The sequence below is a fragment of the Flavobacterium psychrotolerans genome (assembly GCF_003097635.1).
In the GTDB taxonomy this organism is placed as follows: domain Bacteria; phylum Bacteroidota; class Bacteroidia; order Flavobacteriales; family Flavobacteriaceae; genus Flavobacterium; species Flavobacterium psychrotolerans.
On record NZ_QCZI01000002.1, the window covers coordinates 1 to 15,124 of the forward strand.

Below are 15,124 nucleotides of genomic sequence, written 5' to 3' on the forward strand. Positions count from 1 at the left end.
GCTCTAAAATGAGACTTAAAATACAGATTTACAATAATTTCAAAGAACTTTTTTTAATCTTTAGTGGACACTAGTGATTCCATCTATTAAAACACAATTAACTTAAAAAACGAAAATGAACAAGGAAAACGAGAATACGCCAAACAAGAAACCACTAGATAATTTTTAAGTAGTTTTAAAAATGGTTGGGCAATGTTTGGCAACTTTAAAAAAGAAAAACCGTAATTACTTAATTAAAAGCGTATTACGGTTTTTTCTTGTACTCAGAGCGGGACTTGAACCCGCACGAACATTGCTGTTCACTGGATTTTAAGTCCAGCGTGTCTACCAATTTCACCATCCGAGCATTTTGCTTTTTGGTTGTTATATCTAATTTTTAGAAAAAATTAATTAAATATAACACCATCCGAGCAGTATGGTTTTGAGCGAAAAACGGGGCTCGAACCCGCGACCTCGACCTTGGCAAGGTCGCGCTCTACCAACTGAGCTATTTTCGCATTTCAATTTTGTAAAAAACGCAATACCTATTCTGATATAGCGAGGGCAAATTTAATACTTTTATTCAATTCTACAAGTGTTTTTTGTAAAAAAATAAGCGCCTTTACTTAATGCTCTGATTGCCTATTCTTTACTATAAAATCAATCACTTTTTGATCAACATTCTTTTAATTTCGTTCAGTTTCATCATGGCTTCAATTGGAGTGAGTGTATTAATGTCCAGATTTAAAATCTCCTCTTTGATTTCTTCCAATAAAGGGTCGTCCAAATTAAAGAAACTCATTTGCATGTCCTCTTTATCCGATTTTATTCCGTTCAACGCCTCGCTCGAATGGTCTTTCTCTAACTTTTTTAATAATTTTTGCGCTTTTAATATCACTGTTTGTGGCATTCCGGCCATTTTAGCCACATGAATTCCAAAACTATGGGCACTACCTCCTTTTACTAATTTACGGATAAAAAGGACGGTGTCTTTCAGTTCTTTCACCGATACATTGTAATTCTGGATTCGTGGCAACAATTCGCTCATTTCGTTCAATTCATGATAATGCGTGGCAAACAACGTTTTAGGTTGTGACGGATGCTCGTGCAAATACTCCGCGATCGCCCAAGCAATAGAAATTCCGTCATAGGTACTTGTTCCGCGACCAATCTCGTCCAACAAGACCAAACTTCTGTCAGAAATGTTGTTCAAAATTGAAGCCGTTTCATTCATCTCGACCATAAAAGTAGATTCTCCCATCGAAATATTGTCGCTTGCGCCAACTCTGGTAAAGATTTTATCGATGATTCCCATACGCAAACTATCGGCAGGCACAAAACTTCCCATTTGAGCCAAAAGAACAATCAAAGCCGTCTGCCTCAAAATAGCCGATTTTCCAGACATATTGGGCCCCGTGATCATGATAAGCTGTTGTGTTTCCCTATCCAAAAAAACATCATTAGCTATATAAGGCATCCCTACCGGCAATTGTTTTTCGATAACAGGATGGCGACCGTTTTTTATTTCCAGTTCAAAACTTTCATCCAATTCCGGGCAAACATATTTGTTCTCGATGGCCAGTTGTGTAAAGGAAGCCAAGCAATCCAGTTGGGCAATAAGATTGGCATTCAACTGAACAGGCTTGATATAAGTGGCAATCCAACTCACCAATTGTTCAAAAAGCTGACTCTCTAATTGCTGGATTTTCTCCTCGGCACCCAGTATTTTAGTTTCGTATTCTTTAAGCTCTTCGGTAATATACCTTTCGGCATTAACAAGAGTTTGCTTTCGAATCCATTCTTGGGGAACTTTATCTTTATGTAAATTTCTAACTTCAATATAATACCCAAAAACATTGTTAAATGAAATTTTCAACGAAGAAATCCCCGTAATTTGCGACTCTCTTTTTTCAATTCCTTCCAAATATTCTTTTCCAGAAGTAGAAATAGCACGCAAATCATCGAGTTCTGCATTAATTCCTTTGGCAATTGCATTCCCTTTGGCAATAGCAACCGGTGCTTCTTGATTTAAAGTTGTTTTTATTTTTTCCCGCAACAAATCGCAACTGTGTAAACTATCTCCAATTATCTTAACTGCTTCTTGTTTGCTTTGTAAAGCCAGTGTTTTTATTGGAATGATGGCATCAAGCGATTCCTTAAGATAAACCACTTCCCGCGGAGAAACTTTACCAGTGGCAATTTTAGAAATTAAACGTTCCAAATCTGAAATTTGCTTAATTTGATTTTGGATGCTTTTCAGTACGGCTCCATTTTCCTTGAAATAAGAAACCACTTCATGTCGATTTCTAATTTTATGAATATCCTTCAAAGGCAAAGCCATCCATCGTTTGAGCAAGCGTGAACCCATTGGCGAAAGCGTCCGGTCAATCACATCCAGCAAAGTAACCGCATTTGGATTATAGCTATGATACAATTCCAGATTGCGAATCGTAAATCGATCCATCCAAACATAAGCGTCTTCGGCAATACGTTGGATGGAAGTGATGTGCTGTCTTTTATTATGCTGTGTTTCAGATAAATAATATAGAATGGCTCCCGAAGCAATAATACCTTCAGAAAGTTCTTCAATTCCAAAACCCTTTAGAGAATTGGTCTGAAAATGATTCATTAAGGTTTCTAGGGCATAATCTTCCTTAAAAACCCAATCTTCGAGATAAAAATTATGAAAATCCTCTCCAAAAGCAGCCTTAAAATCGCCTTTGTTTTGTTTTGGAATTAAAACTTCGCTTGGGCTGAAATTTTGCAAAAGTTTGTCAATATATTCCTCATTACCTTGTGCAGTAAGAAATTCACCCGTTGAAACATCCAGAAACGAAATCCCAATGATTTTTTTTCCAAAATAAATGGAAGCCAGAAAATTGTTGGATTTGGATTGTAAAACCTCATCATTCATGGAAACTCCTGGAGTAACAAGTTCTGTAACACCGCGTTTCACAATGGTTTTAGTCATTTTCGGATCTTCCAGTTGATCACATATTGCCACTCGAAGACCCGCTTTCACTAATTTAGGCAAATAGGTATTCAAAGAATGGTGTGGAAAACCCGCTAATGCCGTTTCTGTTTCCGATCCCGCACCACGTTTTGTAAGAACAATTCCTAATATTTTAGAGGCACGAATGGCGTCTTCTCCGAAGGTTTCATAGAAATCACCCACTCTAAATAACAAACAAGCATCAGGATATTTCCTTTTAATTTCATTATACTGTTTCATTAATGGAGTTTCCCTAACTTCTTTTTCTTTGGCTGCCAAGATTTGCTGATTTAAATTGTGGTAAAAAATACTTCAGCGAATTTAAAAATTTAAAAGGAATAAATCTTGTTACAGAAAACTTTTTAACTTTTAAGAAAAATTTATAATTTGATTTGAAAATTTTGTATAGATTTGTCCTTCAATTTAAAAAGAATACCGATGAAAAAATTATTTTTGTTAGCAATGTTAACGGTTTTAGGAGCTACGACTTCTTATGCCCAACAAACAAAAAAAGCTAAAAAAGCTAAAACAACCAAAATAGCAACTGCTGAAGTAACAAAAGGAACTGACGCAAAATCTATTGCCCCTAAAGTAGAAGGTGCTGGAATGGTTTTTGACACAGAAACCATCGACTACGGAACAATTGCACATAATGCAGAGCCAAATCGCGAATTTGTTTTCACAAACAATGGTACAAAACCATTAATTATTACAAATACGCAAGGATCTTGTGGTTGTACCGTTCCAACTACACCAAAAGAGCCAATTGCTCCAGGAGCAAAAGGTAAAATTGGAGTTCGTTATGCAACAGATAGAGTTGGTGCTTTTACTAAAACAGTAACAGTTACATCAAACGCTGATGGACAACCAACAAAAGTTCTTACTATAAAAGGAACCGTTTTGGCAGATCCAACACCAGCTGCACCAGCTTCAACAACAAAAAGCTAAGTTTCTATTATTAGAACACCTGTAAAGGCTTCCTAAATTTAGGAAGCCTTTTTTATAAAATAGTACCAAATACCATGCGAAAGCTCGAAAATAGTGAATTGAACAGGAAATCTATTGAAGATTTCAAGGTTGCTAATAAAACACCAATCATAATTGTATTAGACGACATCAGAAGTTTAAATAACATTGGATCCGTCTTTAGAACGGCCGATGCTTTCTTGATTGAAAAAATATATTTATGTGGCATAACTGCAACTCCACCAAACAAGGAAATTCACAAAACGGCCTTGGGTGCAACAGAAACAGTCAATTGGGAATACCAAACCGATGTTTTAGCTGTTATTAAAAACCTAAAGAAAGACAACGTGACGGTTTTAGCCGTAGAACAAGTAGAAAGCGCCATTTTTCTGGATCAATTTGAAACGAATAAAACAAAAAAATATGCTTTAGTTTTCGGAAACGAAGTATTTGGCGTCGCTCAAAAAGCGATAGAAATATGTGATGGTTGCATTGAAATTCCGCAATTGGGCACCAAACATTCGTTGAACATTTCTGTTAGTGCAGGGATTGTGGTTTGGGATTTATTTCAAAAACTAAACCGTTCAAACGAAATATTTGTTGTTTGATATTGTCAATATTTACAAAGCATGGAAAAATCTACCGTATTTAAAACAATTTTGATTCTGTTGCTTTTCTTAACAAAAATGACTCATGCAAATACAGCACCCATAATTACAGCTACCGGCAATCAAATCTATTGCCCACAATCTCACATGAAAATCGTGACCGGCGTTACAATAATTGATCCAGATGACACTACCACTGATGCTATTTATATTCAGATTTCTTCAGGCTACATAAATGGACAAGATCAATTAACCCTTATTGGTTCACATCCAACAATTATTACCAGTTGGGACATTACCTCCGCAAAATTAAAACTTTATAGTTCAACCGGTTCACAAATCCCGTATATCGATTTTATTGCTGCTATAAAAGATGTTGAATTTCATAATTCAGCCGTATCCCCCACATCCGGAAACAGGGATTTTTCCATAAGTATAGGACAAGCCAATTATCTCCCTTCGACAGAACATTACTACCAATTCATACCGAGTCTTGGCATCACTTGGACTGATGCTAAAACAGCGGCAGAAAACAGTACCTATTATGAATTTCAAGGTTATTTAGCCACCATAACTAATTTAGACGAAGCTTCATTTGTAGGCAAACAAGCTTCGGGAACTGGCTGGATTGGGGGTACTGATGAAGAAACAGAAGGGGTTTGGAAATGGGCTACTGGTCCAGAAAGCGGAACTGTTTTTTGGAATGGGGCAGTCAATGGCAGCACTCCAAATTTTGCTTTTTGGAATATCCAAGAACCTAACAATCTGGGTGATGAAAATTACGCACATGTCACATCACCCGGAGTAGGTGTTTTAGGCTCATGGAACGACCTTTCAAATGCTGGCGGCGCAAGCGGTGATTACCAACCCAAAGGATATATTGTAGAGTATGGAGGAATGCCAGATGACCCAGTTCTTCAAATCTCAGCCAGCACATCAATCACCATTTCCAGCATTTCAGCCTCAGTAGGTGAATTACAATGTAGCCAAAAAACGCTAACAATATCAATTGACTTTCCCGATGCCACATTAAATTGGTTTACCGTTCCAACCGGAGGTTCTCCAATTGCCACAACTAATACTTTTACAACTCCTATCCTAACCCAAAACACCACTTTTTATTATGATTATGGATGTCCAGTAAGAAAATTATTTGTAGTGGAAGTAATCCCCTTACCAAACATCAATTCGACCAATAACCCCATATCCATTTGTGGCAACAACGACGTAGCGCTTGAGGCAATTTCTAGTGCCGGAAATGTAAATTGGTATACGAGTTTGACCAGTACAAACATTGAAGCAACAGGAACAAATCTAATAATCCAAAATATTACAAAAAGCATCACCTATTATGCCGAAGCTGTAGACAGAGGCTGTAGTAATAACATCCGAATTCCCGTAAATGTAACTCTTTACGCACTTCCGGATATTTCAGATGAAGAGCTAACAATTTGTGAAGGGGAATCTGTATCCTTAAATGCAGGTATTGAACATATGAAATACCTTTGGTCTACTGGCGAAATAACTCAAACGATACTCACAAATGAGTTAAACGATTACTCCGTTACCGTTACCTCTCCTGCTCCGGAAAACTGCTCCAAAACAAAAACCTTTACCATTATTAAAAATACAAAACCTTCAATAATGGAAGTTCTGGTAAATGAATCTAATGTTACTATTTTAGCAAATGGAATCGGTAATTTCGAATATTCAATTAACGGTATTAACTATCAAGATTCAACTACTTTCAACATCGAAACAGCCGGACTTTATACTGCTCATGTAAGAGAAAAAAACAACTGTGGTGGGGACACCAAAAAATTTGTTGTGATTTTCATGCCTCCTTTTTTCACCCCAAACAATGATGGATTTAATGATTTTTGGAATGGAAAAGGAATGGAAAATTTCAAAACTGCGGAAATAAAAATTTTCGACCGGTATGGAAAATTTATTATTCAATTAAATGCTTCAAATCGGTATTGGAATGGCACCTTAAACGAAAAACCATTACCTGCCGACGATTATTGGTATGTTGCAAGAATAGACGATTCGATTCCCGAAAAACGAGGGCATTTTTCCTTAAAAAGATAAACCAATCAATTTAGTTTTTTTCTAATTTCTTCAAGTATAAAAGCATAATCCTCTTGATTTTTAACGAAGTCCCTATTTGATACATCTATGATTAATATATTCAAATCATTCTGGGATTTGATGTAATCTAAATAACCCCTATTAATTTTCTCCAAATATTCCGCAGGAATTTCCTGTTCGTAGCTTCTGCCTCTTTGTTTGATGTTTTCCAACAATCGATCCGTATTTTGATACAAATAGATATACAAATCTGGCTTTGGCATTTCCTTGTAGATAATCTCAAAAAGCTTTCTGTACAAACGATATTCGTCTTCTGAAAGCGTCACTTTCGCAAAAATCAACGATTTAAAAATATGGTAATCCGCTAAGATAAAATCTTTAAACAAGTCAAACTGGGCCAAATCATCGGATATTTGTTGGAATCGATCTGCCAAAAAAGACATTTCCAATGAAAAAGCATATCGATTGGGGTCTTCATAAAATTTTGGCAAAAAAGGATTGTCTGCAAAACGTTCCAAAACCGTTTTAGCATTAAAATCCTCAGCAATTTTACCCACTAAGGTAGTTTTCCCGGCACCAATATTTCCTTCAATAGCGATATAATTGAATTTTTGCAAAGGAATTTTTTGCAAGGGAAATCCCAAACTCTGAATTACTTTACAATTGCTTTTGTCCCGTGAAGCTTTCAGTAATTCAGGTAAATATTTTTTAAAAATGGGATGTCTCCAATCTAAATTCAAATCCCTCATGGGCAACAAAACAAACAGGCGTTCCTGCATTAAAGGATGGGGCACTTGGAGATTTTCAGTCTCAATTACCTCCTCATTAAAAGCAATCAAATCAATATCTATTGTTCTTGGTTGATAACCCTCGTTTTTGGAACGGATTCTGCCCAATTTCTTTTCTAAATCTAAAATTTTAGCTAAAATTTCTTGTGCAGAAAGTGACGTGTTCATTACCAAAGCACAATTGTAGAACGGTTCGCTTTCAAAACCCCAAGCGGGAGTTTCATAAAGCCTAGAAACTTTTACCACAGTACCCACTTCATTATGAATGGATTCGACAGCAGATTGGATATTTTCCAATCGATTCCCCTGATTACTTCCTAAAGCTAAAATGACTTGATTTTGATTGTCCATATTAAGCACAAATTAACTAAAAGAATTTCAGAATAAAGTATATTTGCAGGCAGTGTTAATAAATTTATTTCGCACTGAATTTGAACCTTATTTAGAAAAACAATATTTATATGAAATTTTTAGGAAACGTATTGTCAACTGTCGTGGGATTGTTCCTGTTTTTTATGGTTCTATTCTTTGGGGTAATCTTTGTTGCAGCCATTTTTGGAGGAAGTTCTGAAACAAAGGAAGTAAAGAACAATTCCGTAATAGAACTCGATTTATCGAAGGTAAAAACAGATTATGCCGGAAAATTCCACTTTGAGGATTTTGATTATTTCGAAATCAGCCATGATGGACTATCCGATGTAATTAATGCCATTGATGCGGCAAAAACGGATGACAACATTAAGGGAATTTCTATATTGAATGACAATGCCTCCTTAGGCATGGCACAAATCAAAGCCGTACGAAAAGCGTTAGATGATTTTAAAAAATCAGGAAAATTTGTAATGGCCTATGCTAACACGTACACGCAAAAAGAGTATTATTTGAACTCCGTAGCCAATACTATTTATTTGAATCCCATTGGAGATATGGAATTTAAGGGATTGTCTTCAGAAATCCTGTTCTTCAAGGATTTTCAGGATAAATATGGCATAAAAATGGAAGTCATCCGCCATGGGAAATATAAAAGTGCCGTAGAGCCTTTCCTTGAAAATAAAATGAGCGATGCAAACAGAGAACAAATTTCATCGCTGCTGAATTCACTCTGGAAGTCAACATTAACAGATATTTCTAAAAGTAGATCGATTCCAACAGCAAAATTAAATGACATCGCAAACGGACTTTTAGCCAGAACCCCCGAAATGGCAAAAGCGGCAAGATTAATAGACAAAGTAGCCTACGAAGACGTCTATCATGATGACATCCGAAAAGCATTAAAAGTAGACATGGACAAAGATTACAATACCATTTCTATTTTAGAATACGCAAATAATGTGGCCACAACCTCTAAAAGTTATTCGACCAAAGATAAAATTGCCATTATTTATGCTCAAGGCGAAATAGGCAGTGGCGAAGGCGACGTCAACGAAGTGGGTGAAGGATCTATGAGACGCGCCTTACAAGAAGCACGAAAAGAAGAAAACATAAAGGCAATTGTGTTGCGAATCGATTCTCCTGGCGGGAATGCCTTGACTTCCGATTTGATTTGGAGGGAAATAGAGTTAACCAAAAAAGTGAAACCTATCATCGTGTCTATGGGAAATCTGGCGGCTTCTGGTGGCTATTATATTGCTTGTAACGCAAACAAAATTTTTGCAGAAGAAAACACGATTACCGGTTCAATTGGTGTTTTTGGACTTTTACCAAATTTCACACAATTGACTTCTAAAGTTGGCATAAACTCAGAACAAGTAAGCACCAATGACAATGCTGCCGACTATAGTGTTTTTAAACCGCTAGACGAAAAATACCGAGCTTTTACGCAAGAAGGTGTGGAAAGAATATACAACACCTTTGTTAAACACGTGGCTGAAGGCCGAAAAATGACCTTTTCTCAAGTAGATAACATTGCTCAAGGCCGTGTTTGGTCTGGTTCGGATGCGTTAAAAATAGGCTTGGTGGACAAAATTGGAGGTCTGGACGATGCCCTAAAATATGCTGCCGATTTGGTAAAAATCAAAAATTACAAAACACAAAACTTTCCTGAATACAATAAAAACTTTGAAGACTTGCTAGGTAAACTTGGTATTCCCTTCATGAAAACCAAAGAAAATTTCATCAAAGAAGAAGTAGGAGAAGAAAATTATCGAGTGATTGAGCAAATCAGAAAAGCACAAGCCAAAAAAGGCGTTCAGGCCGCAATGCCTTTTCAAATACACATTCAATAATTTATTTTATAAAATTTACAATCCGTTTGAGCAACCTCGAACGGATTTTTTTATTTCAAAAGTGATGATTACAAGCCAAATGCTGCTCTCGGGTTGTCGCCCGAAGCCTTCGGACATAATACCGCAATCCATTATCAATACAAAAAACTCTCTGTAGAGTTACCGAAAAGCCTTGATAGGACTACCAAACTAAATAAAAGTTCCTAATTTTAAGAAAATATTACAAGACAACTCCTTGATAAAACCTATTTTTGTAAAAGTGTAAGGTCTTGTTTTTGCATTAAATATATCGAACTAAATCCATTTATTATGACGAAGAAAATATTCAAAATTACCGGGATTATCATTCTTTTGTTGGCAATTTCCCTATTTGCCATTCCTTATTTTTTTAAGGATCAAATCAAGGCTAAAATTGCTGAAGCCATCAATGAAAAAGTAGATGCCAAAGTGTCCTTCGCCGATGCCGATTTGAGTTTATTTAAAAGCTTTCCTCAAGCTAACGTGTCTATTGCCAAATTGCTCATCATAAACAAGGCTCCTTTTGAAGGAGACACTTTAGTCTCTTTAGGCGAATTAAACCTAAAAATGTCCATCAAAGAATTATTCAAAGGCAAGGAAGAAACAATGGATATTGAAGCAATTTCAACGGAAAATGGCCTTATCAATATTCTTTTTAATAAAGACGGAATTGGGAATTTTGACATCGCCCTGAAAGATAAAAATGAGAAAGGGAGCGAAAGCAGTCCGTTATCCTTAAAAATTAAAGAATACAAAGTAGAGAATTTGAGATTCAAATATTTCGACGAAAGTTCAAAAATCAAAATGATTATTGACAGTTTGAATCATTCCGGAACTGGAGATTTTGCCGCTTCAAAACTGGATTTGGTCACAAAATCTACTGCAACAGTCTCTTTATTTATGGACAAAGTCAATTATATGAATAAAGTGCCCTTGACTTTAGACGCCGTCTTAGGGATTGATTTAGACAAAAGCAAATACACCTTTAAGGAAAACAAAGCATTAATCAATCAATTGCCTTTGGAATTTGACGGGTTCATTCAAATGGTAGAAAAGGGCCAAGAATATGATTTGAAATTCAAAACGCCAACATCCAGTTTTCAAAACTTTTTGGGATTAATCCCATCTGCTTATGCCGGAAACCTAAAAGATATAAAGACTACAGGAGATTTTAGCGTTGCCGGTTTTGCTAAAGGATTGTATTCTGACACAACTGTACCTAAATTCAATATTGCAATTGCCTCAAACAACGCCTCGTTTCAATATCCTAGCTTGCCAAAATCAGTTCAAAGCATCGTGATAGACACCAAAATCATTAACGAAACTGGTTTATTAAACGATACATATGTTAACTTAGATAAATTGTCTTTCAAAATTGATCAGGATGTATTTAATGCCAAAGCAAACATTAGAAACATCACCGTGAATCCATTGGTAGATGCCCAATTCAAAGGAACGGTCAATTTAAGTAATGTTTCTAAAGCCTATCCGATAAAATTAAAAGTGCCACTTTCTGGAATTTTAAACGCTGATGTGGTAACGAAGTTTGACATGAAATCGGTGGAAACCAGCCAATACGAAAAAATGCAGAATTCTGGAAACATGACCTTGACTGGATTCAAATATGTGGATGAAACCAATAAGGCAATGAACATAAACAAGGCAGTGGTTCAGTTTACCAATACGCGTATCAATTTGCAACAATTGGATTTGACCACAGGAAAGACAGACATGAAAGTGAACGGGGTTTTGGAAAACTTCTATGGTTTTATGTTTAAAAAACAGGAATTGAAAGGAAATTTTAATATGCAATCCAACCAGTTTGCGGTTGCTGATTTCATGTCGCCAGAAGCCCCTAAATCCAATGAAAAACCAAAGGAAGCGGTAAAAATTCCGGCTTTTCTCAACTGTTCTTTGACAGCAAAAGCCAATACCGTTTTGTATGATAATTTGATTTTGAAAGACGTTTCCGGAAAAATCATTATCAATGACCAAAAAGTAACTTTACAAAACGTAAAATCATCGGTATTTGGAGGTCAAATTGCAGCGAGCGGAGACGTTTCCACTAAAGGAAAAACTCCAATTTTCAATATGAATCTAGGCTTGAGTGCCGTTGATATACAACAAACATTTACACAGTTGGAAATGATGAAAAAAATTGCCCCGATTGCCGGAGTGATTAACGGAAAACTGAACTCAAATATTAAGTTATCAGGGAACTTAGATGCCATGGAAATGACACCAGATTTGAGCTCGATTTCTGGAGATTTATTAGGGCAGTTGCTTTCGACAACCATAAATTCCAGTAATTCACCATTGTTGAATAAACTTGGCGAAACTGTGAAGTTTTTAGATTTAAAAAAACTGAATTTGAATGACTTAAAAGCCGCTTTAACTTTTAAGGATGGTAAGGTAAACGTAAAACCTTTTGATATTAAATACCAAGATATTAAAGTAAATGTTGGTGGGCAGCATGGGTTTGACCAAAACATGAATTACAACATCAAGTTTGATGTCCCTGCGAAATATTTAGGAACAGAAGCGAATAACCTTATTGCCAAATTAACGCCTGCGGATGCTAAAAAATTAGAAAACATTCCTGTGAATGCAATACTTTCCGGTAATTTTAAAAACCCGAAAGTGACCACTGACATAAAAAGTGCCGTAACGAATTTGACCAATCAATTGGTTAAACAACAAAAAGAAAAGGCAATCACTAAAGGAAAAGAAACGCTGAGTAGCATTATTTCAAATGCTACCAAACCAAAAAATGACACCACCAAAACAGACATTAAGCAAGATGTGAAAGCTAAGGCCAATGACTTGTTAAAAGGATTTTTTGGAAAGAAAAAAGAGTAAAGAAACGAATTCAATAAATCAAACCCTTTCAGGATTTTAGTTCTGAAAGGGTTTTTGTTTGTTACAAACTCAAACTTACCACATACCCTTCCGAACTTCTAACGTTAAAAACAGTTCCGTCATTAAAAATGAGGTACTGGCCTTTAATCCCCATTAATCTTCCTTTGAAACTGGGTGTTTTATCCAAACTCAAACTATTAATTTTTTTCGGATATTCCAACACCGGATAATGCATTTCATACAAATCGTTTTTATCCAAATAGAAAAATTCCTGCACATCTGGAGGAAGCCAGTTTTGCAGTTTTGATTTTTCTTCAATCAAATCGATTGTTGAGATATCGTTGGTGAGCATTTTTCGCCAATTGGTCTTATCCGCAAAATGATTTTTCAATGCGACTTCGGTAATTCCCGCCAAATACCTATTTGGAACTTCAACAACAGATAGTGCTTTTTCAGCACCTTGGTCAATCCAACGCGTTGGTACCTGCGTTTTTCTGGTAACACCCACTTTTACCTCACTGGACAGCGCCAAATAAACGATATGGGGTTGCAATTGTACTTTCGATTCGTAGTCCAAATCTCGATCGGCTATCCCCAAATGTGCGGTGCTCAATTCCGGTTTCATAATCCAATCTCCTACAGCCGGACTGGAATAAAAACAATCGTAACAGCATCCCTGACGGAAAATCTTTTTCTTTTTGCCACAATTCAAACATTGGTATCCTTCAAAATTAATTGTGATTTCTTTGTTCAGTATTTGATTCACATTCAAGAAACTATTCTCGAAAACTATATAATATTGAATTGGATTTCCAAATTCGGTCTGCATTTTTGTGAGTACACCTTGATATGTCATTGTAAGGATAATATTTACTGATTTCTACAAAACAGTGAATTGAAATTGAATTATTTTAGGATTCCTGTATTATTTTTTACTATTTTTGATAAAGTTGTAAAGTTAACATTTGTTAATTGATAATCAAATCCAAAATCTAAAATGCCGCTACCAATAATCAATTCTATTGCATCATGGGTTTTAAAGCAACGCATCCATCAAATTGAGCTGTTTTTAAAATATCCCAATGAAGTGCAGGAAGAATTGCTGATGAACCTCATTAGGGCTGCAGAAGAAACGGTAATAGGCCAGAATTACGATTACACCTCCATTAAATCCTATCAAACTTTCACAGAACGGGTTCCTATTTCGAATTACGAAGATTTAGAGCCTTTAATAGAGCAAACACGCAAAGGTGAGCAAAACATTTTATGGAATACGCCTATAAAATGGTTTGCCAAATCGAGCGGGACCACCAATGCAAAAAGTAAATTTATTCCCGTGAGCAATGAAGCATTGGAAGATTGTCATTACAAAGGGAGCAAGGATTTGTTGTGTATGTATTTGAACAACAATGAAGATTCCGAATTGTTTCTTGGCAAGAGTTTGCGTTTAGGCGGCAGTTCTCAAATTTACGAAAATAACAATACCTTTTTTGGCGATTTATCGGCCATTTTGATTGAAAACATGCCAATTTGGGCTGAATTTAGCAGCACACCTAGCAACAAAGTGTCGTTGATGAGCGAATGGGAAACCAAAATTGCTGCCATAATTCATGAAACTAAAATGGAAAATGTAACCAGTTTTGCAGGTGTTCCGTCTTGGATGTTAGTTCTGATGAATAAAGTCCTCGAAGAAACTGGAAGGGGAAACCTCTTTGAAATATGGCCCAATCTGGAAGTATATTTTCACGGAGGAGTCAGTTTTGATCCTTACAGAGAACAATACAAAAAAATTCTACCTGGAAATGGGTTTAAATACTATGAAATATACAATGCTTCGGAAGGTTTTTTTGCCATTCAGGATTTGAATAATTCCAGCGATCTCTTGCTAATGTTGGATTACGGTATTTTCTACGAATTCATTCCGATGGATATTTTTGGCACTCCAAACCAAAAAGCCATCCGGTTATCCGATGTGGTATTAGGCAAAAATTACGCTATTGTCATTAGCACGAACGGTGGTTTATGGCGTTATTTAGTAGGAGACACGGTACGTTTCACCTCATTAAATCCCTACAGGATTCGGGTAACCGGGAGAACAAAACATCACATCAATGTTTTTGGCGAAGAGTTGATGGTAGAAAATACAGATAGAGCCATCGCAAAAACGTGTCAAATAACGCAAACCGAAATGGTTGATTATACCGTTGCTCCAATTTTCATGAAAGACAGAGAAAAAGGCGCACATGAATGGATGATTGAATTCAAGAAAAACCCAAAAAACCTTACTGAATTCCAAAAAATTCTTGACGAAAACTTACAATCCTTGAACTCCGATTACGAGGCCAAACGATACAATAATATGACTTTAAATCCCTTAGTCTTAAATATCGCGAGACCCAACTTATTTTATGATTGGCTAAAAGACAGAGACAAATTAGGTGGACAACATAAAATTCCGAGATTGTCAAACCAAAGAGATTATTTGGAACAATTGAAAAACATGCAGGCAATTGTGCATCAATAGTCGCATTTAAATAAGAGTTTTATTCTTGAATTCTCTTTTCAAATCCATTCTTAAATGTAAAATTTCAGGAACTT

9 protein-coding genes and 2 tRNA genes are annotated in these 15,124 nt (G+C 36.1%); 6 read left to right on the top strand and 5 right to left on the bottom strand.

Features of this window, described 5'->3' with window-relative positions; genetic code table 11:
* Positions 1-260: 260 nt before the first annotated feature.
* From DB895_RS01895 to mutS, 3 genes are all read right to left on the bottom strand, one after another.
* Positions 261-346, bottom strand: a tRNA-Leu gene (locus tag DB895_RS01895).
* 78 nt (positions 347-424) lie between these two features.
* Positions 425-497: transfer RNA gene (locus tag DB895_RS01900), tRNA-Gly, on the bottom strand.
* 146 nt (positions 498-643) lie between these two features.
* Positions 644-3,250 carry a DNA mismatch repair protein MutS gene (gene mutS, locus DB895_RS01905; protein WP_166426921.1) on the bottom strand — a complete coding sequence of 869 codons (2,607 nt, stop codon included), beginning with the start codon at positions 3,248-3,250 and terminating at the stop codon, positions 644-646.
* Between the two features lie 159 nt (positions 3,251-3,409).
* Between mutS and DB895_RS01910 the strand changes: the two genes are divergently transcribed.
* The 3 genes from DB895_RS01910 to DB895_RS01920 all read left to right on the top strand — a co-directional run bounded on the left by DB895_RS01910 (position 3,410) and on the right by DB895_RS01920 (position 6,636).
* The gene (locus tag DB895_RS01910; protein WP_116723665.1) at positions 3,410-3,919 is read left to right on the top strand and encodes a DUF1573 domain-containing protein; all 510 of its coding nucleotides are present in this window, start codon (positions 3,410-3,412) and stop codon (positions 3,917-3,919) included.
* A gap of 74 nt (positions 3,920-3,993) precedes the next feature.
* Positions 3,994-4,545 (top strand): RNA methyltransferase, encoded by a 552-nt coding sequence (locus DB895_RS01915; RefSeq protein WP_116723666.1) that lies wholly within the window; start codon positions 3,994-3,996, stop codon positions 4,543-4,545.
* Positions 4,546-4,566: 21 nt separating this feature from the next.
* Positions 4,567-6,636 carry a T9SS type B sorting domain-containing protein gene (locus DB895_RS01920; protein WP_116723667.1) on the top strand — a complete coding sequence of 690 codons (2,070 nt, stop codon included), beginning with the start codon at positions 4,567-4,569 and terminating at the stop codon, positions 6,634-6,636.
* A gap of 5 nt (positions 6,637-6,641) precedes the next feature.
* On the opposite strand, the gene folK is transcribed toward DB895_RS01920, so the two are convergent.
* Positions 6,642-7,775, bottom strand: a complete 1,134-nt coding sequence (gene folK / locus DB895_RS01925) for a 2-amino-4-hydroxy-6-hydroxymethyldihydropteridine diphosphokinase (RefSeq protein ID WP_116723668.1) — start codon at positions 7,773-7,775, stop codon at positions 6,642-6,644.
* Between the two features lie 110 nt (positions 7,776-7,885).
* On the opposite strand from folK, the gene sppA reads away from it, so the two are divergent.
* Both sppA and DB895_RS01935 read left to right on the top strand, forming a co-directional pair.
* A complete protein-coding gene (gene sppA, locus DB895_RS01930) occupies positions 7,886-9,649 on the top strand; it encodes a signal peptide peptidase SppA (RefSeq protein WP_116723669.1) in 1,764 nt (587 codons plus the stop codon).
* A 309-nt stretch (positions 9,650-9,958) separates the two neighbouring features.
* Entirely contained in the window at positions 9,959-12,526 is a 2,568-nt protein-coding gene (locus tag DB895_RS01935; protein WP_116723670.1) for an AsmA-like C-terminal region-containing protein, read from the top strand.
* A gap of 61 nt (positions 12,527-12,587) precedes the next feature.
* Here the strand turns inward: DB895_RS01935 and DB895_RS01940 are convergent, their stop codons facing one another.
* Positions 12,588-13,382 carry a DUF2797 domain-containing protein gene (locus tag DB895_RS01940; RefSeq protein WP_116723671.1) on the bottom strand — a complete coding sequence of 265 codons (795 nt, stop codon included), beginning with the start codon at positions 13,380-13,382 and terminating at the stop codon, positions 12,588-12,590.
* A 141-nt stretch (positions 13,383-13,523) separates the two neighbouring features.
* On the opposite strand from DB895_RS01940, the gene DB895_RS01945 reads away from it, so the two are divergent.
* Complete coding sequence (locus DB895_RS01945; protein WP_116723672.1) at positions 13,524-15,050, top strand: GH3 auxin-responsive promoter family protein; 1,527 nt, start codon at positions 13,524-13,526, stop codon at positions 15,048-15,050.
* Positions 15,051-15,124: the final 74 nt, after the last annotated feature.

Bases quoted from the DNA above. Each gene is read 5' to 3' on its own strand.
- DB895_RS01915 (WP_116723666.1), top strand. From the start codon at position 3,994: ATGCGAAAGCTCGAAAATAGTGAATTGAACAGGAAATCTATTGAAGAT.
- DB895_RS01920 (WP_116723667.1), top strand. From the start codon at position 4,567: ATGGAAAAATCTACCGTATTTAAAACAATTTTGATTCTGTTGCTTTTC.
- sppA (WP_116723669.1), top strand. From the start codon at position 7,886: ATGAAATTTTTAGGAAACGTATTGTCAACTGTCGTGGGATTGTTCCTG.
- DB895_RS01910 (WP_116723665.1), top strand. From the start codon at position 3,410: ATGAAAAAATTATTTTTGTTAGCAATGTTAACGGTTTTAGGAGCTACG.
- DB895_RS01940 (WP_116723671.1), bottom strand. From the start codon at position 13,382: ATGACATATCAAGGTGTACTCACAAAAATGCAGACCGAATTTGGAAAT.
- DB895_RS01935 (WP_116723670.1), top strand. From the start codon at position 9,959: ATGACGAAGAAAATATTCAAAATTACCGGGATTATCATTCTTTTGTTG.
- DB895_RS01945 (WP_116723672.1), top strand. From the start codon at position 13,524: ATGCCGCTACCAATAATCAATTCTATTGCATCATGGGTTTTAAAGCAA.
- folK (WP_116723668.1), bottom strand. From the start codon at position 7,775: ATGGACAATCAAAATCAAGTCATTTTAGCTTTAGGAAGTAATCAGGGG.